Genomic DNA, 19,787 nt, shown 5'->3' with positions numbered 1-19,787 from the left:
CCTTGACGACTTTCATCGCTTTCCTAATAATGAGTGCGTACTCACTCATAATCAAGTTATATCACAAAGCCTCCGGGATGGGGGCTTTTGTCTGGTCAGGATATGAACCGTGTCACTTTTAGCGTGGTCGCCATCATGTTACTCGCAGCAGCAACGACATTGCCGTTTGTTCTTAATGCCGGTTTTGGTAAGGCACCGCAGGGGGCACAGCTTAGCCAGGTGGAAGCGTCTCCCCACTACCGGGACGGCCAGTTCCATAACCAATTGCCCACGCCGGGGTTCACCGGGCAGAAAAATATGCTGGCGGCATGGTGGGATTTTTTGATGACCAAACGGGAGAACGCCCGTCCCGCGCAACCGCTGCCGCTGGTGAAGACCGATCTGGCGACGCTGCCCCTCGGGCAGGACGTGATGGTCTGGCTCGGCCACTCCTCCTGGTACCTGCAGCTGGCGGGAAAACGCATCCTGATCGACCCGGTGTTTAGCGATTACGCGGCGCCGTTCTCCTTTATTAATAAAGCTTTCCCCGGCGACTATCCGTGGCGGGCGGAAGGGATGCCGGAGATCGATCTGCTGATCATCTCCCACGATCATTACGATCATCTGGATTACGCCACCATCCGCGCTCTGCTGCCGAAAATTAAGCGGGTCATTACGCCGCTGGGGGTAGGGTCGCACCTGCGTTACTGGGGAATGGACGAGGCGCTGATTACTGAAGCGGACTGGCAGCAGGCGGTATCGGTCAGCGATGAGTTAACCGTTCACGTTCTGCCGGCGCGGCACTTTTCCGGCCGTGGGCTGAAGCGTAACCAGACGCTGTGGGCCAGTTTTCTGTTCGTCACCCCGCAGCAAAAAATTTATTACAGCGGCGACAGCGGCTATGGGCCGCACTTCAAAGCGATAGGCGATGAGTTCGGTCCGGTCGATCTGGCGATCATGGAGAACGGGCAGTATGACCAGGACTGGAAATATATCCACATGATGCCGGATGAAACGGCTCAGGCTGCCGACGACCTACGCGCTCGCGCGGTGCTGCCTGGGCATGCAGGACGATTCGTTTTGGCGAAACACAGCTGGGATGAACCGTATCAACGGCTGGCGGCTGCCAGCGAAGGAAGGGCCTGGCGTCTGCTGACGCCTGTGCAGGGCGAGCCGGTGTGGGTCGCCGATAAGACGCAATCATTTAACGCCTGGTGGCGCTAAGCGCCAGTGCAGTATCAGAGGAGAGAGCATATGACGATTTCCGCTCAGGTGATTGATACTATCGTCGAGTGGATTGATGATAACCTGCATCAACCGCTGCGTATTGATGATATCGCTCGCCATGCCGGGTATTCGAAATGGCATCTGCAACGGCTGTTTTTACAGTACAAAGGGGAGAGCCTGGGGCGCTATATTCGCGAAAGGAAGCTGCTGCTGGCCGCCCGCGATCTGCGCGACACCGATCAGCGGGTCTACGATATCTGCCTGAAGTATGGCTTCGATTCGCAACAAACCTTTACCCGCGTCTTCACCCGGACCTTCAATCAGCCGCCGGGCGCCTACCGCAAAGAGAACCACAGTCGCGCCCACTGAGGCGCGCCCCTCCTGGTTTACCGCTCGAGGGAAAACCAGCGACGCCACACCCAGCGCAGCACCAGATACTCAATGGCGCCCAGCGCTAAGAACCACAGACAAAACAGCACCGTATAAAGCTGGTTGAGATCCATCATATGGAATGTCTCAACCAGCTTTTGCGCCAGCGTCAGGCCCAGCGAAGGCGCGGGCAACAGCAGACAGGAGAGCAGGGCCAGCAGTAAGATCCCGGCGGCGGAGAGCAGTGTTTCCAGCGGATGTTTCATGTCATGTTAATCGTCAGTTAAAAAACATATTGTCCGGTAAAATAATGCTTAACGCAATATGCTTTGTTTTTTTACTCATCTTAATACGTCTTTTTTAAATATAATTGCCTGCCTTTTATTCTCATGTTAATTAATGTGAAATAATTTGTAATTAAATTAAATGCGCTTCTCTGTAAATTAACGTCATTATTATGCCAGCGCTTTTACAAAACTGTAAGTGCTATATCCCACCAGCGTAGCAATGATGATGGCTAGTGCGATGTACAGCACCAGACGGCGTCCTCGGTAGATTCCAAACATATTTTACCTCGTTTAGTTTTGGTTTATTAATATTCTGTAATAGTTGGTTTGTGGAATTAACTTATCACAATTTTTTTATTTTGCGAAAAATTTAGACTTGTATTGGTTCACATTTTTATCGGCATTTTTGCCCTCTTTTACTTCATTGGCCAGGAATGATTTCAGGCTTTCCGACTCACGGAATTTATAAGGAAAATGTAAATTGACCAAGATGAATAACCCAAAGTTTACGACGCCCTCGGGCGACACCGCGCCACGGCAGGTCTGGCAGCAGACCGTTGACGCAGTGCTGGCGCAGACCAAAAGCCAGGCCGCTGGGTTAAGTTCCGCAGACGCCGCCGAGCGCCTGAATAGCTGTGGGCCGAACGCGCTGCCGGAAAAGAAAGGCAAGCCGGCCTGGCTGCGCTTTCTCGCCCACTTTAACGACGTACTGATTTACGTGCTGCTGGCCGCCGCGGCGCTGACCGCCATCATGGGGCATTGGGTCGATACCCTGGTGATCCTCGGCGTGACGGTGATCAACGCTCTGATCGGTCATATCCAGGAGAGCAACGCCGAAAAATCCCTGCAGGGGATCCGCAACATGCTCTCCAGCGATGCCCGCGTTCAGCGTAACGGCAAGCATGAGACTATCCCGACGCGCGACCTGGTTCCGGGGGATATCGTTATCCTGCGCGCCGGCGACCGCGTACCGGCGGATATGCGCCTGATTGAAACCCACAACCTGCGGGTGGAAGAGGCGATCCTTACCGGCGAGTCGACGGTCGTCGATAAAATCACCGACGCGCTGGAGGGCGATCTGCCGCTGGGCGACCGGGTGAATATGGTCTTCTCCGGGACCACCGTCAGCGCCGGCGGCGGCGTCGGCGTGGTGACTGCCACCGGCGCGCAGACTGAACTCGGCCATATCAACCAGATGATGGCGGGCATTGAGAAGCACCGTACCCCGCTGCTGGTGCAGATGGATAAGCTCGGCAAAGCGATTTTCGCCATTATTCTCGCCATGATGGTGGCGCTGTTTATCTTCAGCCTCGCGCTGCGGGATATCCCGATGGGCGAGCTGCTGCTGTCGCTGATTAGCCTGGCGGTAGCCGCGGTACCGGAAGGGCTGCCGGCGATCATCTCGATTATCCTGTCGCTCGGCGTGCAGACGATGGCGCGCAAGCGGGCGATTATTCGTAAGCTGCCGACCGTGGAAACCCTCGGCGCCATGACCGTAGTCTGCTCGGATAAAACCGGCACCCTGACAATGAACGAAATGACCGTCAAAGCGATCATCACGGCAGACTGCTGCTACCGGGTGGAAGGCGACAGCTATGAGCCGCAGGGGCGGATCTTCCTCGAGGGGAGCGATGAGCCTGTGCAGGTTCAGCCCGGCACCGTGCTGGAGACCTGGCTGCGCACCATCGACCTGTGTAACGACAGCCAGCTTATCCAGGATGAACGCGGTCTGTGGGGGATCACCGGCGGGCCGACCGAAGGGGCGCTGAAGGTGCTGGCGGCGAAAGCGCAGCTCCCGGCGGTGGAGGCCCGTCTGGTGGCCAAGATCCCCTTTGACTCACAGTACAAATATATGTCGACCCTGCAGCACATTGATGGCGATGCCCGGGTGCTGATCACCGGTGCGCCGGACGTTATCTTCGCCATGTGCCGCGAGCAGATGAGCCGCCAGGGCGCGGTACCGTTCGAGGCGCAGTACTGGGAAGAGGAGATGGCGCGCTTCGCCCGTCAGGGACTGCGGATGGTGGCGGCGGCCTGTAAGCCTGCCAGCCTAGATGCCACCACGCTGAACCATGAGGACCTGCAGGAGGGGCTGATTTTCCTCGGCATCGCCGGGATGATGGATCCGCCGCGGCCAGAGGCCATTGACGCCATCCACGCCTGCCAGACCGCTGGCATCCGCGTGAAGATGATCACCGGCGACCACCCGCAGACGGCGATGAGCATCGGCCAGATGCTGGGGATCACCAACAGCAGCCAGGCCATGACCGGCTACCAGCTGGAGCACATGGACGATGCGGCGCTGGCGAAGGCGGCAGTGGAGTACGACATCTTCGCCCGTACCAGCCCGGAACATAAGCTGCGTCTGGTGAAAGCCCTGCAGGATAACGGCGAAGTGGTCGGCATGACCGGCGACGGCGTCAACGACGCGCCGGCGCTGCGCCAGGCCGACGTGGGTATCGCCATGGGTATCAAAGGCACCGAAGTCACCAAAGAGGCGGCCGACATGGTGTTGACCGATGATAACTTCGCGACCATCGCCAGCTCGGTGAAAGAGGGCCGTCGGGTCTATGACAACCTGAAGAAGACCATCCTCTTCATCATGCCGACCAACCTGGCGCAGGGGCTGTTGATCATCATCGCCCTGCTGGCGGGGAACATGATTCCGCTGACCCCGGTGCTGATCCTGTGGATGAACATGGCGACGTCGGCGACGCTCTCCTTCGGCCTGGCCTTTGAAGCCGCAGAGCGCAACGTGATGAACCGCCCGCCGCGTAAAACCGGCCAGCACGTGATGGATGGTTTCGCCGTGTGGCGAGTGGCTTTCGTCGGGTCTATGATTGCCATTGCCGCCTTTATCCTTGAGGCCTGGCTGGCGCCGCGCGGCCACAGCCCGGAGTTTATCCGCACCGTGCTGCTGCAGATGCTGGTGACGGCGCAGTGGGTCTACATGATCAACTGCCGCAGCAGCGACAGCTTCTCTCTGAGCATGGGTCTGCTGCGCAACAAAGGCATCTGGCTGGTGACCGGCGTCCTGCTGCTGATGCAGCTGGTCATTATCTATGTCCCGCTGATGCAGAGCATGTTTGGTACGGAAGCGCTGCCGCTGCGCTACTGGTTTGTTACCCTGGTTATCGGTATCGCCATGTTCCTGGTGGTGGAAGTCGAGAAGCGTCTGACGCGCCGGTTCCGCAAAACGGCCTGAACAATCTCGCGCGCCTCGCTGCAGGCGCGCGTTACTGTCGCAAGGATCCCCTATGATTAAAACCTTCCGCTTTGCTCTGCTGGCCTGCGGTCTGGCCGGCGGCGCCCTGACGGCGACCGCCGCGCCGGCGGTGCCGGTCCGCGTCGCCACGGTTGAACTGGCGCCTCACGCTGAAGAACGCGCTATCCCCGGACGGGTCGAGGCGATCCGCGCCGTCGACATTCGCGCGCGCACCGAAGGAGTGATTGTTCAGCGCCACTTCCAGGACGGGCAGTATGTTACCGAAGGCGATCTGCTGTTTACCCTCGACGACGCGCAGCCCCGCGCGGCGCTGGCCCTGGCGCAAGCCGAGCTGAAAAGCGCCGAAGCCTCATTACGCCAGTCGCAGCAGCTGCTCACTCGCTACGAGCGGCTTATCAACAACCACTCCATCAGCCGCAACGACGTCGATACAGCCCGGATGCAGCGCGACGTCGCCGCCGCCGCCGTACAGCAGGCCAAAGCCCGCGTCGAGGCCCAGCAGATAGTGCTCAGCTACACCCGGATTGCGGCGCCGGTGACCGGTCGCGTGGGGCACAGCGCCTTTCACGTCGGGACGCTGATTAACCCATCCAGCGGCGTGCTGGTGGACATTGTGCAGCTGGATCCGGTGCGGGTGTCGTTCGCCCTCGACGAAGCCGCGTTTTTCAGCAAAACCGGCCAGCACGCCGACATCCACGCCCTGAAGCAGGCGTGGCTGGCGCAGATTGAGGTTGATGGCAAACGGCGCGACGGGGTGTTGACCTCTATCGATAACCGGATTGACGCCCGCACCGGCAGCGTGGCAGTGCGGGCGGAGTTCGCCAATCCGCAGCACCGTCTGCTGCCGGGCGGCAGCGTGACGATCCTGTTCCGTCCGCAGGAACTGCAGTCGCGGGTGATGGTTCCGGCCGCCGCCGTGCAGCAGGATCCGCAGGGCTTTTTCAGCTGGGTGCTGAAGCCGGACCACACTGCCGGACAGCGTCGTCTGACCCTCGCGGGGCAGCAGGGGCAGCAGTTTGCGGTTGAGAAAGGGCTGCAGGCGGGCGAGCAGGTGATCACCGACGGCGCGCAGCGTTTACGCGAAGGCGCCGCGGTACAGGTGCTGAACTAAGTAAGGAGAAGGGATGCTGACCTTTTTTATCCGTCGTCCGCGATTTGCCATGGTGATCGCGCTGCTGCTGACCTTTGTCGGCGCGGTGTCGCTGAAGCTGATCCCGGTGGAGCAGTACCCGGCGATCACCCCCCCGGTGGTGAACGTCAGCGCCAGCTGGCCGGGCGCCAGCGCGTCAGACGTGGCGGAAGCCATCGCCGCCCCGCTGGAGACCCAGCTCAACGGCGTCGATCATATGCTGTATATGGAGTCCACCAGCTCGGATGAGGGGACGTACCGCCTGAGCATAACCTTCGCGGCGGGCACCGATGCCGACCTGGCGGCGATCGACGTGCAAAACCGGGTGGCGCAGGCGCTGGCGCAGCTCCCGGCGGAGGTGCAGCAGAATGGCGTCCAGGTCCGCAAGCGCGCCAGCAATCTGCTTATGGGGGTAAGCCTCTACTCGCCGCTGGGCACGCTGTCGCCGCTGTTTGTCAGCAACTACGCCAGCACCCAGGTGCGCGAGGCGCTGGCCCGCCTGCCCGGCGTCGGCGAGGTCCAGATGTTTGGCGCCCGGGATTACAGCATGCGTATCTGGCTGCGCCCGGACCGCATGAACGCGCTCAACATCACCACGGATGATGTCGCCCAGGCGCTGCGCGAGCAGAATGTGCAGGGCGCGGCGGGGCAGGTGGGCACCCCGCCGGTATTTAACGGCCAGCAGCAGACGCTGACCATCAACGGGCTGGGGCGTCTGAACGAGGCGGCCAGCTTTGGCGAGATTATTATCCGCCGCGGCGCGCAGGGGCAGCTGGTGCGCCTCGCCGACGTGGCGACCATTGAGCTGGGCGCCCGCAGCTACAGCTCCGGCGCCCAGCTGAACGGTAAAGCGTCGGCCTATCTGGGGATCTATCCGACGCCCACCGCCAACGCCCTGCAGGTCGCCAGCGCAGTGCGTGCGGAGCTTAACCGCCTGCACACTCGCTTTCCGGCGGATCTCACCTGGGAGGTGAAGTTTGATACCACCCGCTTTGTGGCGGCGACGATCAAAGAGATCGGCGTCTCGCTGGCGCTGACCCTGCTGGCGGTGGTCGTGGTGGTGTCGCTATTTTTGCAGAGCTGGCGGGCGACGCTGATCGTGGTGCTGGCGATCCCGGTGTCACTGATCGGCACCTTTGCGGTGCTCTATCTGCTGGGCTACAGCGCCAACACCCTCAGCCTGTTCGCGATCATTCTCGCCCTGACGATGGTGGTGGATGACGCCATTGTGGTGGTGGAGAATGTGGAAACCAAAATGGCGGAAGGGCTGGATCGCCTGCAGGCCACCGCCCAGGCGCTGCGGCAGATCGCCGGGCCGGTGATCGCCACGACCCTGGTGCTGCTGGCGGTGTTTGTGCCGGTGGCGCTGCTCCCGGGGATCGTCGGCGAGCTGTACCGGCAGTTTGCCGTGACGCTCTCCACCGCGGTGGCCCTGTCGAGCCTGGTGGCGCTAACCCTGACGCCGGCCCTCTGCGCGCTGCTCCTGCGCCCGCGTCCTGCCCGGCCAGCGGCGGTGTGGCGGGCGTTTAACCGTCTTCTCGACGGCACCCGCGACGGCTATGGCCGGCTGGTGGGCTGGATGAACCGCCGTCCCTGGTTGGCGCTGGCGGCGACGGTGGCGGCAGGCGCGCTGGTGGCGTTCAGCTTCACCTCGATGCCGAAAGGCTTCCTGCCGCAGGAAGATCAGGGTTACCTGTTTGCCAGCGTGCAGCTGCCGGAGGCGGCGTCGCTGGAGCGTACCGAAGCGGTGATGGCCCAGGCGCGCAAGCTGCTGATGGCTAACCCGGCGGTGGAGGATGTGATTCAGGTGTCCGGGTTCAACATTCTCAACGGCACCAGCGCCTCTAACGGCGGGTTTATCTCGGTGATGCTCAAGGACTGGCACCAGCGGCCGCCGCTGGATGCGGTGATGGCGGATATTCAGCGCCAGCTGCTGTCGCTACCCGAGGCGACGATCATGACCTTCGCGCCGCCGACCCTGCCGGGCCTGGGCAATGCCTCGGGATTTGACCTGCGCATCCTGGCGCAGGCCGGTCAGTCGTCGGCGGAGCTGGAGCAGGTGACGCGGGAGATCCTCCAGTTGGCGAACCAGCATCCTCAACTGAGCCGGGTGTTTACCACCTGGAGCAGCAACGTGCCGCAGCTGACCCTGACGGTCGACCGCGACCGGGCGGCGCTACTGGATGTGCCGGTGGCGCAGATTTTCAGCAGCCTGCAGACGGCGTTCGGCGGCACGCGCGCCGGCGATTTCAGCCGTAACAATCGTGTCTATCATGTGGTGATGCAAAATGAGATGCAGTGGCGCGAGCGGGCAGAGCAGATTAGCGAGCTGTACGTCCGCAGCCGCGACGGCGAGCGGGTGCGGCTGAGCAATCTGGTCACCATTACGCCGACGGTGGGGGCGCCGTTTATTCAGCAGTACAATCAGTTCCCGTCCGTTTCAGTGAGCGGTTCAGCGGCCGAGGGGGTCAGCAGCCGCACGGCGATGGCGGCCATGGAGCAGATTTTGCAGGCCCATCTGCCGCCGGGATATGACTACGCCTGGAGCGGGATCTCCTGGCAGGAGCAGCAGACCGGCAATCAGGCAGTGTGGATCGTGCTGGCGGCGGTGGCGATGGCGTGGCTGTTCCTGGTGGCGCAGTATGAGAGCTGGACGCTGCCGGCGAGCGTCATGCTCTCGGTGCTGTTCGCCATCGGCGGAGCGCTGCTCTGGCTGTGGACCGCGGGCTATGCCAACGATGTGTATGTTCAGATAGGGCTGGTGCTGCTGATTGCCCTGGCAGCGAAGAACGCGATTCTGATTGTTGAATTCGCCCGCAGCCGGCGCGAGGAGGGGCTGTCGATAGTTGACGCTGCGCGCGAGGGGGCCACCCGCCGCTTCCGCGCGGTGATGATGACCGCGGTGTCGTTTATTATCGGCATCATGCCGATGATGCTCGCCACCGGCGCCGGGGCGCAGAGCCGGCGGATCATCGGCACCACGGTATTCAGCGGTATGCTGGTGGCGACGATGATTGGCATCCTGTTTATCCCGTCGCTGTATGTGCTGTTTCAGCGTATGCGTGAGTGGGCGCATCGGCGGGGGTAAGCGTTGCGCCACAGCGTCTGCCTGTCGATTCCCTCTCCCTGTGGGAGAGGGTTAGGGTGAGGGGGATTTTCCGTTCACGTCGCGTTTGGCCTTATCTGCCGGAGCAACAGCGACTGCCGGGCGGTCCCCTCTCCCTGTGGGAGAGGGTTAGGGTGAGGGGGAATTTTCCGTTCACGTTGCGTTTGGCAGAAAAGGGTAGTCCTTCGCTGGTGAACGGGTAAGGACGGCGGGCACGGCGCTGCTTTTGTGCCGGGCGCCCGCTACTTCCTCTCCACCGTTATCATGGTCACGAACGGATGATACTGCCACGGCACGCTGCCGCCTTTGCGGTACATCTTCGACAGGGTGCCGTCGAGATAGAGCATCTGCCGCACCCCGAGCTTTGACTGCGCATAGCAGGCAAAATCATAGAAGTTGGTCTCGCGATCGCTGAGCATAAACACCACCCGGCCCTGCTTATCGATGCCCACCCCGTTACGCAGCTTGCGCGAACTGGCGGAGGGCTTCAGCCGCCAGTTGATGACGCCATTCTCAATCAGCATCGGGCCGGACTGCACCGCATAGCGGATGGCGGGAGAGGGTTTGTACGCCGGCAGCGGCACGATTTTCGCCCGGCCGTTCGCCACCAGGAACACGCCGCCGGGGCGGATAAAGAAGTTCCCGCCGCCGGCGGAACGGTTTACCGGCGTCAGCCGTTTGCCGTCTTCGATATACAGCCCCAGCGGCGCGTAGGCTTTATCGTAAATGCCGCCGTTCATCGCCATCTGCACCCGGCCATCGCCATCAATACCCGCCAGCAGCGAACGCAGGGACCCCCAGGCTTTGCCGTGCCGATCCTGCCAGTACATCGCAATGCGCTCTTTCTGCGCATCCACCCGATAGCTCTGCAGAGTCAGCGACGGGTCGGTGAGGGTACAGGTGGCGCTGGCGACGGCGGCCAGGGGCAGCAGCGCCAGGGGGAGCAGGCAACGTAATAACATGGGCAGTCCTTTCTATAGTCTGCGCCGAGTATACCCGCCTCGCTGCCTTATGCCGCCCAAATCTCACAGTGTTTTTGCACCAGCCCGGAAAGCGAACCGCCGTTGGCGATAAACTCGCGCATCTGCTGCGCCTCGCTATGCGGCGATTTCGCCTGGCGAACCACCGCCTCCAGCGCCGCCGTCGCCTTCAGCTGATGGGCGAAGGGGGCCAGCCGGTCGGCGAGCTGCAGGATCTCCTGGCGGATGCTGCGCTGCTCTCCGCTGCGCACGTCGGTGAGGGTCCCGTCAAGCCCATAGCGGCACGCCTGATAACGGTTGAAGGGATACAGCAGATAATCGTCAGGCTGGTGCTTAAAAGGGCGCTCCGTCAACAGCCAGCAGGCCAGGGTCTGAATAAAGCCGGCGATATGGATCGCCTGGGCGAGAGTCAGGGGGGTGTCCATCACCCGCACCTCGACGGTACCAAACTGCGGGCTGGGGCGAATGTCCCAGTGCAGATCCTTCATGCTGTCGATCATGCTGGTGTAGCTCAGCTGGCGGAACAGTCGACGAAACCCCTGCCAGTCTGCCACCCACGGCATCGGACCGTTGTCGGGATAGGAGGAGAAGCGGTTCAGGCGTGAACAGGCGAAGCGGCTGTCGGTACTGTCAAACCACGGCGAGGCGGCGTTAAGGGCGATGAAGTGCGGCACAAAGCGCGACAGGCCGTGCAGCAGATAGATGGCGTCGTCGCCGCTCTGGCAGCCGACGTGCACATGCTGGCCAAAGACCGTCGCCTGTTGCGCCAGATAGCCAAAATGCTCGACGGTTTTGACATAGCGCGGATTGTCGCTGATTTGCTGGCGCTGCCAGGCATGAAAGGGGTGCGAACCGCCGCCGCAGATCTGCAGATGATGGCGCAGCGCCGCGCGCTGAACCGCCTGCTGGATGGCGCTGAGCTGGGTTTGGGCATGGCTGATGTCGCGGCACACCCCGGTGGCAATCTCCAGCATGCTCTCGGTGATGTCGTGTTTGGCTTCTCCCACGGTCAGCTCATGCTGGACGTCGGCAATCAGCGTCGAGGCATCCTGGCTGAGGTCATAACCCGGCGGGTTCACCACCTGCAGCTCCAGTTCGATACCCAGGGTAAAAGGATCGGAGCGGTGAAAATCGGCTAAAGGCATAGTCTCTCCCGGTCGATGTGTTCCCTGAAGTATAGAAGGGATTGATCCCGACGGAGAATACGCGGCGGCGGACGGGGGATGAATAAAAAGTGACGCAGCGTGATTATTTGAAATTTGCCATATAGCGGCTGGTGCAATTCTGCAACATATTTCCCGCTGGCGGTGCGGCGGAATAAGGCGCAATTATTTTCCCATAATTATCATGGTGATAATATAAGTCCTTCTTATTTTACCGGTCGGTTTTGGCCTATTATCGCCCGCGTAAGAGCTGGTACGCATTTTGCCTGTTAATCCGTGACACTTTATTTAACAGGGATCATGTGATGCACAAAAAGACGTTATTTTCGCGTGCCGGTCGTCTCGCCGTGGCGGTGAGCGGCGCACTGGCCCTGGCGGGCGCCGCCTTACCTGCCAACGCCTCCACGCTGCGGATTGCCATGACCGCCGCGGATATTCCGTTAACCCTTGGCCAGCCGGATCAAGGCTATGAGGGCAACCGCTTTACCGGCATCCCGCTGTACGACGCGCTGGTGGAGTGGGATCTGTCGCAAGGTGAAAAGCCCAGCGGTCTGGTGCCGGGGCTGGCGACCGAGTGGCACATCGATCCGCAGAACACCAGCCGCTGGATTTTCACCTTGCGTCCGGGCGTCAGGTTCCATGATGGGACGGAGGTGAACGCCGACGCCATCGTCTGGAACGTGGATAAGGTGCTGAATAAAGCGGCGCCGCAGTACGCCCCGGGGCAGATCGGCAACACCCTGTCGCGCATGCCGACCCTCACCGGCGCAGAGAAAATTGACGACCACACTGTGGCGCTGACCACCTCGGAACCAGACGCGCTGCTGCCGTACAACATCACCAACCTGTTTATCGTCTCGCCGACGGCGTGGCAGAAACAGTATGACGCGGTGCCGGCCAGCGCGGGAGATAGCGCCGCGCGCAGCAAACAGGCGTGGACCGCCTTCGCCGCCCACGCGGTGGGTAGCGGCCCGTTCAAACTGGAGAAGCTGGTGCCGCGTCAGCAGCTGATCCTCGATAAAAACCCCGACTACTGGAACAAAGATCGCATTCCCCGGGTGGATAAAGTGGTGCTGATCCCCTTGCCGGAGGCCAACGCCCGTACCGCGGCGCTGTTGTCGAAGCAGGTGGACTGGATTGAAGCCCCGGCGCCGGACGCCATCGATCAGATCAAGTCTCAGGGTTTTCACCTCTACGCCAATACCCAGCCGCACCTGTGGCCCTGGCAGTTCTCCTTTGAAAAAGGATCGCCGTGGCAGGACATCCGCGTGCGCAAAGCGGCCAACCTGTGTCTGAACCGTGCCGAGCTGAAGAGCTACCTCGGCGGCTACATGACCGAGGCCACCGGGGTTTATGAGGCTGACAGCCCGTGGCATGGCAAACCCACCTTCCAGATCAAATATGACCCGGATACCGCCCGCCAGCTAATGACCGAGGCCGGATACAGCGCCAGCAAACCGCTGCACGTCACGGTGGCCACCTCGGCCTCCGGCTCCGGGCAGATGCAGCCCTTGCCGATGAACGAGTATATCCAGCAGAGCCTGAAGAGCTGCTTCTTCAATGTGGATATCAAAGTGGTGGAATGGAACACCCTGTTTACCAACTGGCGCCTGGGCGCCCGGGACCCCTCGGCGAAAGGGATCGATGCGATCAACGTCAGCGCCGCGGTTAACGATCCTTACTTTGGCCTGATCCGCTTCTCGACCGCCAAAGCGTTTCCGCCGGTGGCGACCAACTGGGGTTACTTCTCCACTCCGGAGACGGAGAAGCTGGCCGCCGCCGTCAAGCACGCCTTTACCCCGGCGGAGATGAACCAAGCGGCCGGTGAGCTGCACGCCGCGCTGGTAGATCAGGTGCCATTCCTGTTTGTCGCCCACGACGTCGGGCCGCGTGCGATTTCCCCTGCGGTGACCGGGGTGGTGCAACCGCAGAGCTGGTTTATCGACCTCAGCCTGGTGAGCAAAAAAGAGTAATCGCGAAAGGGGCGACTGATGATCAATACGCTACTATACCGCATTCTGCTGGCTATCCCCACCATGCTTGGGGTGGCGGTGATCTGTTTCATGCTGGTGCAGATCGCTCCGGGCGACCCGCTGGTGTCGGTAATGCCGCCGGACGCCTCGGAGGCGCTGCGTCAGACGTTAATGCAGGCTTACGGCTTTGATAAGCCGCTGCCCATGCAGTTTATCCACTGGCTGTGGCGGGCGCTGCACGGCGACCTTGGTATGTCGGTCGCCACCGGCCGCCCGGTAATAGACGAAGTGATGACCGCGGTGGCTTACTCCCTGCGCCTGGCGCTGCTGGCGACGGCGATCGGTTTTGTCCTCGGCAGCCTGTTCGGCTTTGTCGCCGGCTATTTTCGCAACAGCGTCATTGACCGTCTGGCCTCAGTGTTGTCGGTATTTGGCGTCAGCGTGCCGCACTACTGGCTGGGGATGCTGCTGGTGATCCTCTGCAGCGTCAAGTTCGCGCTGCTGCCGGCCACCGGCGGCGGGCCGATAGGCGAGGTGGGCTGGCAATGGGACTGGGCGCACCTGCAGTTCATGCTGCTGCCAGCCCTCACCTTGTCGGTGATCCCCACCGGGATTATCGCCCGCACCGTGCGCTCGCAGGTGGCCGATATCCTCAGCCAGGAGTTTATCGTTGGCCTGCGCGCTCGCGGGCTCAACGAGTCGCGCATCTTCGTCCACGTCATGAAAAATGCCGCGCCCACCGCGCTGGCGGTGATGGGGCTGCAGGTGGGCTATCTGATGGGCGGCTCGATCCTTGTGGAGACCGTTTTCTCCTGGCCGGGAACCGGATTGCTGCTCAATACCGCCATTTTTCAGCGCGACCTGCCCCTGCTGCAGGGCACCATCTGGGTGCTGGCGCTGTTTTTCGTGCTGCTCAACCTGCTGGTGGATATTCTGCAGACCACCCTCGACCCGCGTATTAAGAGGAGCTGACCATGGTGGATACAGCAACGACGAAAGCGGTCCCGGCCGCAGCGGCCCACGCTTCCCGGCAAGGTTACTGGCGCGGCGTGCTGCGCCGCTTACTGCGCGACCCCGGCGGGGTGGTGGTGGGCGTGGTGATCCTCCTGCTGCTGGCCCTGGCGCTGTTCGGTCCGTGGCTTATCGTCAAAGATCCTTATCAAACGTCGATGTTCCTGCGCCTGAAACCCATCGGCAGCGACGGCTTCCCGCTGGGCTCGGATGAGCTGGGACGCGACATGCTGTCGCGGCTGATCCTTGGCACCCGACTGTCGCTGTTTATGGGAATTGTCCCGGTGGTGTTCGCCTTTTTTATCGGCGGGGCCATCGGGATTATCGCCGGCTATACGGGCGGCAAAACCAATACCGTGATTATGCGCACCGTGGATGTGTTCTATGCCTTTCCCTCCGTCCTGCTGGCGATTGCGCTGTCGGGAGCGCTGGGGGCGGGCATCGGCAATGCGCTGCTGTCGCTGATCCTCGTGTTTGTCCCGCAGGTGGCGCGGATTGCCGAGAGCGTGACCGCCCAGGTGCGACATATGGACTATATCGACGCCGCCCGGGCCACTGGCGCCAGCGCGTTCACCATTATCCGCGTCCAGGTGTTGGGCAACGTGCTCGGGCCGATCTTCGTCTTCTCCACCGGACTGATTTCGGTGTGCATGATCCTCGCCTCCGGCCTGTCGTTTCTCGGCCTCGGCGTGCGGCCGCCGGAGCCCGAGTGGGGGCTGATGCTCAATACGCTGCGCACGGCAATCTATACCCAGCCGTGGGTGGCCGCCCTGCCGGGCCTGATGATTTTTATCACCTCCATTTCGTTCAATATCCTCGCGGACCGCCTGCGTGCGGCAATGGCGATTAAGGAGTAAGCGATGCAACCCTTTATCAATATCGACCTTGGCGGGCCGGCGCAGCCGCTGCTGAAGGTCAATCACCTGCTGAAGTACTTTCGCGGCGGCAAAGGCCGGGAGGTGGTGCAGGCGGTGGACGATATCAGCTTCACGGTGATGAAAGGCGAAACCCTGGGGGTGGTCGGCGAGTCGGGCTGCGGCAAATCGACCACCGCCCGGCTGCTGATGCAGTTGCTCACCCAGGACAGCGGCGAACTGATCTTCGACGGACAGGGGGTCGGCTCGTCGCGTCTGCCGCTGAAAGCCTACCGTCGCCAGGTGCAGATGGTCTTTCAGGATAGCTATGCTTCGCTCAATCCGCGCCTGACCATGGAGGAGAGCATCGCCTTCGGCCAGCGCGTCCATGGCGTCAGCGCCAGAGAGGCCAGCGAATATGCCCGCTATCTGCTGGCGCACGTTGGCCTTGAGCCGGCGCGCTTTGCCGACCGCTACCCGCATGCGCTCTCCGGCGGCCAGCGGCAGCGGGTGAATATCGCCCGCGCGCTGGCGATGAAGCCGCGGCTGGTGATCCTCGATGAGGCGGTGTCGGCGCTGGATAAATCGGTGGAAGCTCAGGTGCTGCAGCTGCTGCAGGAGCTGAAACGGACTCTCGAGCTGACCTACGTGTTCATCAGCCACGATCTGCACGTGGTTCGCTGGCTGTCGGATCGGATCCTCGTCATGTACCTTGGCGAAGTGGTGGAGATTGGCCCTGCGGAGCAGCTGTTTACCGCCTCCGCCCACCCCTATACCCGGGCGCTGTTAAGCTCGATGCCCTCCATGGACCCGGAAAACCGCACCCTGACCTCACCGCTGAGCGGCGATCCCCCCAGCCCCATCGCGCCGCCGAGCGGCTGCCGCTTTCACACCCGCTGCCCGCATGCGAAGGCGGTCTGCGCCGAGGTGAAACCGCGGCTGGAGGCGGTCGGGGAGGGGCACCAGAGCGCCTGCCTGATGGCGCAGCCGGCCTCGCCCTGGCATCAAAGCATCCCCCTTAAGGAGGTCAGCCATGTCGGATAACGCCTTTGTCCATGTGCACGACCTGCGGGTCGTCTTTCGCCGCGACGGACAGACCATCAACGCGGTCAATGGAGTCTCCTTTGACGTACAAAAGGGGGAGGTGATGGCGCTGATTGGCGAGTCGGGTTCCGGCAAGAGCGTGACCCTGCGGGCGCTGATGCGCCTGCACCCGCCAGGGAGCAGTGAGCTCTCCGGCACCCTGCAGGTGGGGGACGACGAGGTGCTGACGATGAGCACCAGTCAGCTGCGGCGCTATCGCGGCGGACGCTGCGCGATGATTTTTCAGGAGCCGCTGCTGGCCTTCGATCCGGTCTACACCGTCGGGCAGCAGATTATTGAAGGGCTGCGCCGCCACGAAGGGCTATCGCGCCAGGCGGCCCGGGACAGGGCGCTGGAGGCCCTGCGCCAGGTGCGCATTCCCAGCCCCGAGCGGCGGCTGGATGCTTACCCGCACGAGATGTCCGGCGGGATGCGCCAGCGGGCGATGATCGCCCTTGCGCTCTCCTGTAACCCGCAGCTGCTGCTGGCGGATGAGCCGACCACCGCCCTCGACGCCACGGTGCAAATCCAGATCCTGATCCTGCTGCGTGAGCAGCAAAAGCAGCGCGGGCTGTCGATCGTGTTTGTGACCCACGATATCGGCGCCGCGGTGGAGATCGCCGACCGGGTGGCGGTGATGTACGCCGGGCGGATCGTCGAGGAAGCGTCGATGAGCGAGATCCTGCGCCACCCGCGCCATCCTTATACCCAGGTGCTGCTGGGCAGTCGGCCGAAAGAGGGGCTTAAGAAAGGTGATGCCCTGCACTGCATTCCCGGCGCGCCGCCGGATCTGGCGCGCTTGCCGCCCGGCTGCGCTTTTGCCGAGCGCTGCCCGCACCGTCGCCCGGTCTGTGAGCAGAGTCTGCCGCCGACGGAATCCGTCGCGGAGCGCCACGCGGTGAGTTGCCACCGCTGGCGCGAGCTGGCGATTGACGCTAACGCCCAGGCCCTGGCCGTCTGATCGGCGGCAAAAAACCATACAGGATGAAGACCAGGCGTTGATAGCGCATTCCCACCGCCGGTTACGCTGGCGGCGACCTTGATGTCAGGAGACTACCATGAGCAGTGATGTACTTTTTACCCCCGCGACCGACACCACCGGCTGGCGCATCAATGGCGACCGCCTGTGGGCGTCGTTAATGGATCTCGCGCAGATCGGCGCCACGCCGAAGGGCGGCTGCCGCCGTCTGACCCTCACCGACCTCGACCGCCAGGGGCGGGACAAGGTAATAGGCTGGGCGCGGGAGGCCGGGATGAGCGTCACCATCGATAAAATCGGCAATGTGTTTATGCGCCGGGAAGGCCGCAACCCCGGCCTGCCGCCCATCGTCTCGGGCAGCCATATTGACACCCAGCCCACCGGCGGCAAATTTGACGGCAACTACGGCGTGCTGGCGGCACTGGAGGTGGTGCGCACGCTCAACGATCTGCAGATTGATACCGACGCGCCGATTGAGGTGGTGTTCTGGACCAACGAAGAGGGGTCGCGCTTTGTGCCGGTGATGATGGGCTCCGGGGTCTTTGCCGGCGTCTTCCCGCTGGAAGAGACCTGGGCCGTCACGGATAAAGAGGGTGTCAGCGTTGGCGAGGCGCTGGCGCAGATCGGCTATATCGGCGAGCAGACCCCGGGGGAGCATCCCATCGGCGCCTATTTTGAGGCGCACATTGAGCAGGGGCCGATTCTCGAAGATGAAGCGAAAACCATCGGTATCGTGCAGGGCGTGCTGGGGATCCGCTGGTACGACTGCGTGGTCACCGGCCAGGCCTCGCACGCCGGACCCACGCCGATGCGCCTGCGTCAGGATGCCCTGCAGGTGGCGACGCGCATTATGCAGGAAGTGGTGGCCATTGCCGGGCGCAGCGAAGAGGGACGCGGCACCGTCGGCAGCGTGCAGGTGTGGCCCAACAGCCGCAACGTGGTGCCAGGGGAGGTCACCTTCTCCATTGATATGCGCAATCTCAGCGATGCGCTGGTGGACGAGATGGATCGCCAGCTGCGGGCGTTTATCGCGGAGGTTGAGCGGGAGAGCGGTCTGCAGGTGGCCCTGAAGCAGGTAAGCCACTATCCGGCGGCGCCGTTCGATGCTGAATGCCAGCAGGCCATTGCCGATGCCGCGCAGCGGCTGGGCTATCCGGCGCGGCCGATCGTCTCCGGCGCCGGGCATGACGCAGTGTATATGAGCTACCTGGCGCCCACCGGGATGATTTTTATCCCCTGCAAGGACGGGATCAGCCATAACGAAATTGAGTATGCCTCGCCGGAGCACGTCGCCGCCGGGGCCAACGTGCTGCTGCAGGTGATGCTTCAGTACGCGCGGCCGGTGTAGACGGTCGTCCTCCCCGGCGGCGCGTCCTCCAGCGGTTTATCATGCTGTCACCCGGGTAAGGCGGTTACACCGCCGCGACCCGGGACGGCGGATGACGGGGCGGTCAATCACGGCTCCCGCTCCCTGCGCTTACCCGCTGGCGGCCAAATTTGCGCGAGCCCACCACGCACAGCACCACGCCCAGCGTGACCGCCAGCATCAAGGGGCTGACGGTTTCGTGCAACAGCGCCGCCGACAGGCCAAGGCCGAAGAACGGCTGCAATAGCTGGAGCTGGCCGACGGCGGCGATCCCGCCCGCGGCCAGCCCTTTGTACCAGAAGATGAAGCCGATCAGCATGCTGAACAGCGACACATAGCCGAGCGCCGCCCAGGAGGAAGCCGAGATGGCATGCCAGGAGGCGGGCTGAACCAGCAGCGAGGCGGGGAGCATCAACGGCAGGGCTATCACCAGCGCCCAGCAGATCACCTGCCAGCCGCCGAGCTCCCGCGTCAGCTTTGCCCCTTCCGCATAGCCGAGGCCGCAGGCGATAACCGCCGCCAGCATCAGCAGATCGCCGCTGAGCGATGCCGTCGTACTTTGCGTCAGGGCGAATCCCATCACCAGCAGGCTGCCCAGCAGCGAAAAGATCCAGAAAGCGCGCCGCGGACGTTCGCCGCCGCGCAGTACGCCGAAGAGGGCGGTCATCAGCGGCAGCAGGCCAATAAACACAATCGAATGCGCCGAGGTGATGTGCTGCAGGGCCAGCGCCGTGAGCAGGGGAAAGCCGATCACCACCCCTGATGAGACGATGATCAAGGGCACAAGCTGCCCCAGGTGCGGGCGTTTCTGGCGAAAGCCTGCCAGCAGCACGACGGCAAGCAGCCCGGCAATGGAGGCGCGCAGAAAGGTCAATAACAACGGATCCATATCTTGCACCGCCAGCCGCGTCGCGGGCAGTGAACCGCTAAAAATAATCACCCCCAGTAAACCATGAAGCCATCCGGACCAGGGGCCGGGCACTGATTTATCCAATGTTGAATCTACCACGTTAACCTCGCGTTATCAGATGGGCTGCACCCGCTTGAGCATCGTC

Annotated in this window: 15 protein-coding genes; 11 read left to right on the top strand and 4 right to left on the bottom strand. The window is 62.3% G+C overall.

All coding sequences use genetic code 11. The features are described from left to right. Positions 1 to 87 precede the first annotated feature (87 nt). Positions 88 to 1,203, top strand: a complete 1,116-nt coding sequence (locus LGL98_RS18545; RefSeq protein WP_168435362.1) for an MBL fold metallo-hydrolase — start codon at positions 88 to 90, stop codon at positions 1,201 to 1,203. 30 nt (positions 1,204 to 1,233) lie between these two features. Then, positions 1,234 to 1,575: a RamA family antibiotic efflux transcriptional regulator gene (locus LGL98_RS18540; protein ID WP_002893035.1), complete on the top strand. Its 342-nt coding sequence runs from the start codon at positions 1,234 to 1,236 to the stop codon at positions 1,573 to 1,575. 17 nt (positions 1,576 to 1,592) lie between these two features. On the opposite strand, the gene LGL98_RS18535 is transcribed toward LGL98_RS18540, so the two are convergent. After that, the gene (locus tag LGL98_RS18535) at positions 1,593 to 1,841 is read right to left on the bottom strand and encodes a DUF1158 domain-containing protein (RefSeq protein ID WP_002893037.1); all 249 of its coding nucleotides are present in this window, start codon (positions 1,839 to 1,841) and stop codon (positions 1,593 to 1,595) included. Between the two features lie 502 nt (positions 1,842 to 2,343). Here LGL98_RS18535 and LGL98_RS18530 point away from each other — a divergent pair. The 3 genes from LGL98_RS18530 to LGL98_RS18520 are packed head-to-tail and all read left to right on the top strand — an operon-like array spanning position 2,344 to position 9,305. Further along, a complete protein-coding gene (locus tag LGL98_RS18530; RefSeq protein WP_168435361.1) occupies positions 2,344 to 5,067 on the top strand; it encodes a cation-transporting P-type ATPase in 2,724 nt (907 codons plus the stop codon). A 52-nt stretch (positions 5,068 to 5,119) separates the two neighbouring features. Further along, a complete protein-coding gene (locus LGL98_RS18525; protein ID WP_136033274.1) occupies positions 5,120 to 6,199 on the top strand; it encodes an efflux RND transporter periplasmic adaptor subunit in 1,080 nt (359 codons plus the stop codon). Between the two features lie 13 nt (positions 6,200 to 6,212). Further along, positions 6,213 to 9,305, top strand: a complete 3,093-nt coding sequence (locus LGL98_RS18520) for an efflux RND transporter permease subunit (RefSeq protein ID WP_128206650.1) — start codon at positions 6,213 to 6,215, stop codon at positions 9,303 to 9,305. Between the two features lie 260 nt (positions 9,306 to 9,565). On the opposite strand, the gene LGL98_RS18515 is transcribed toward LGL98_RS18520, so the two are convergent. Continuing rightward, a complete protein-coding gene (locus tag LGL98_RS18515) occupies positions 9,566 to 10,285 on the bottom strand; it encodes a phosphodiester glycosidase family protein (RefSeq protein WP_136033272.1) in 720 nt (239 codons plus the stop codon). Positions 10,286 to 10,332: 47 nt separating this feature from the next. Continuing rightward, entirely contained in the window at positions 10,333 to 11,448 is a 1,116-nt protein-coding gene (locus LGL98_RS18510) for a YbdK family carboxylate-amine ligase (RefSeq protein WP_136033270.1), read from the bottom strand. A 323-nt stretch (positions 11,449 to 11,771) separates the two neighbouring features. On the opposite strand from LGL98_RS18510, the gene LGL98_RS18505 reads away from it, so the two are divergent. The 6 genes from LGL98_RS18505 to LGL98_RS18480 all read left to right on the top strand — a co-directional run bounded on the left by LGL98_RS18505 (position 11,772) and on the right by LGL98_RS18480 (position 18,714). Then, a complete protein-coding gene (locus LGL98_RS18505; protein ID WP_023297185.1) occupies positions 11,772 to 13,439 on the top strand; it encodes an ABC transporter substrate-binding protein in 1,668 nt (555 codons plus the stop codon). An 18-nt stretch (positions 13,440 to 13,457) separates the two neighbouring features. Next, the gene (locus tag LGL98_RS18500) at positions 13,458 to 14,411 is read left to right on the top strand and encodes an ABC transporter permease (protein ID WP_012968749.1); all 954 of its coding nucleotides are present in this window, start codon (positions 13,458 to 13,460) and stop codon (positions 14,409 to 14,411) included. 2 nt (positions 14,412 to 14,413) lie between these two features. After that, positions 14,414 to 15,307: an ABC transporter permease gene (locus tag LGL98_RS18495; protein WP_136033268.1), complete on the top strand. Its 894-nt coding sequence runs from the start codon at positions 14,414 to 14,416 to the stop codon at positions 15,305 to 15,307. 3 nt (positions 15,308 to 15,310) lie between these two features. Further along, the gene (locus LGL98_RS18490; protein WP_004223507.1) at positions 15,311 to 16,348 is read left to right on the top strand and encodes an ABC transporter ATP-binding protein; all 1,038 of its coding nucleotides are present in this window, start codon (positions 15,311 to 15,313) and stop codon (positions 16,346 to 16,348) included. Then, on the top strand, positions 16,338 to 17,348 hold the full coding sequence (locus LGL98_RS18485; protein WP_023322195.1) for an ABC transporter ATP-binding protein: 1,011 nt from the start codon (positions 16,338 to 16,340) through the stop codon (positions 17,346 to 17,348). The genes LGL98_RS18490 and LGL98_RS18485 overlap by 11 nt, the downstream gene beginning before the upstream one ends. A gap of 97 nt (positions 17,349 to 17,445) precedes the next feature. Continuing rightward, positions 17,446 to 18,714, top strand: coding sequence for a Zn-dependent hydrolase (locus LGL98_RS18480; protein ID WP_012542516.1), 1,269 nt, complete (start codon positions 17,446 to 17,448; stop codon positions 18,712 to 18,714). 103 nt (positions 18,715 to 18,817) lie between these two features. Here LGL98_RS18480 and LGL98_RS18475 read toward each other — a convergent pair whose 3' ends face one another. Next, a complete protein-coding gene (locus LGL98_RS18475; protein WP_136033266.1) occupies positions 18,818 to 19,726 on the bottom strand; it encodes a DMT family transporter in 909 nt (302 codons plus the stop codon). Between the last annotated feature and the right edge of the window lie 61 nt (positions 19,727 to 19,787).

It is taken from the genome of Klebsiella africana (genome assembly GCF_020526085.1).
In the GTDB taxonomy this organism is placed as follows: Bacteria; Pseudomonadota; Gammaproteobacteria; order Enterobacterales; family Enterobacteriaceae; genus Klebsiella; species Klebsiella africana.
The sequence above is the reverse complement of the archived record's forward strand: the minus strand, read 5'-3'. Positions and strand labels throughout refer to the sequence as shown.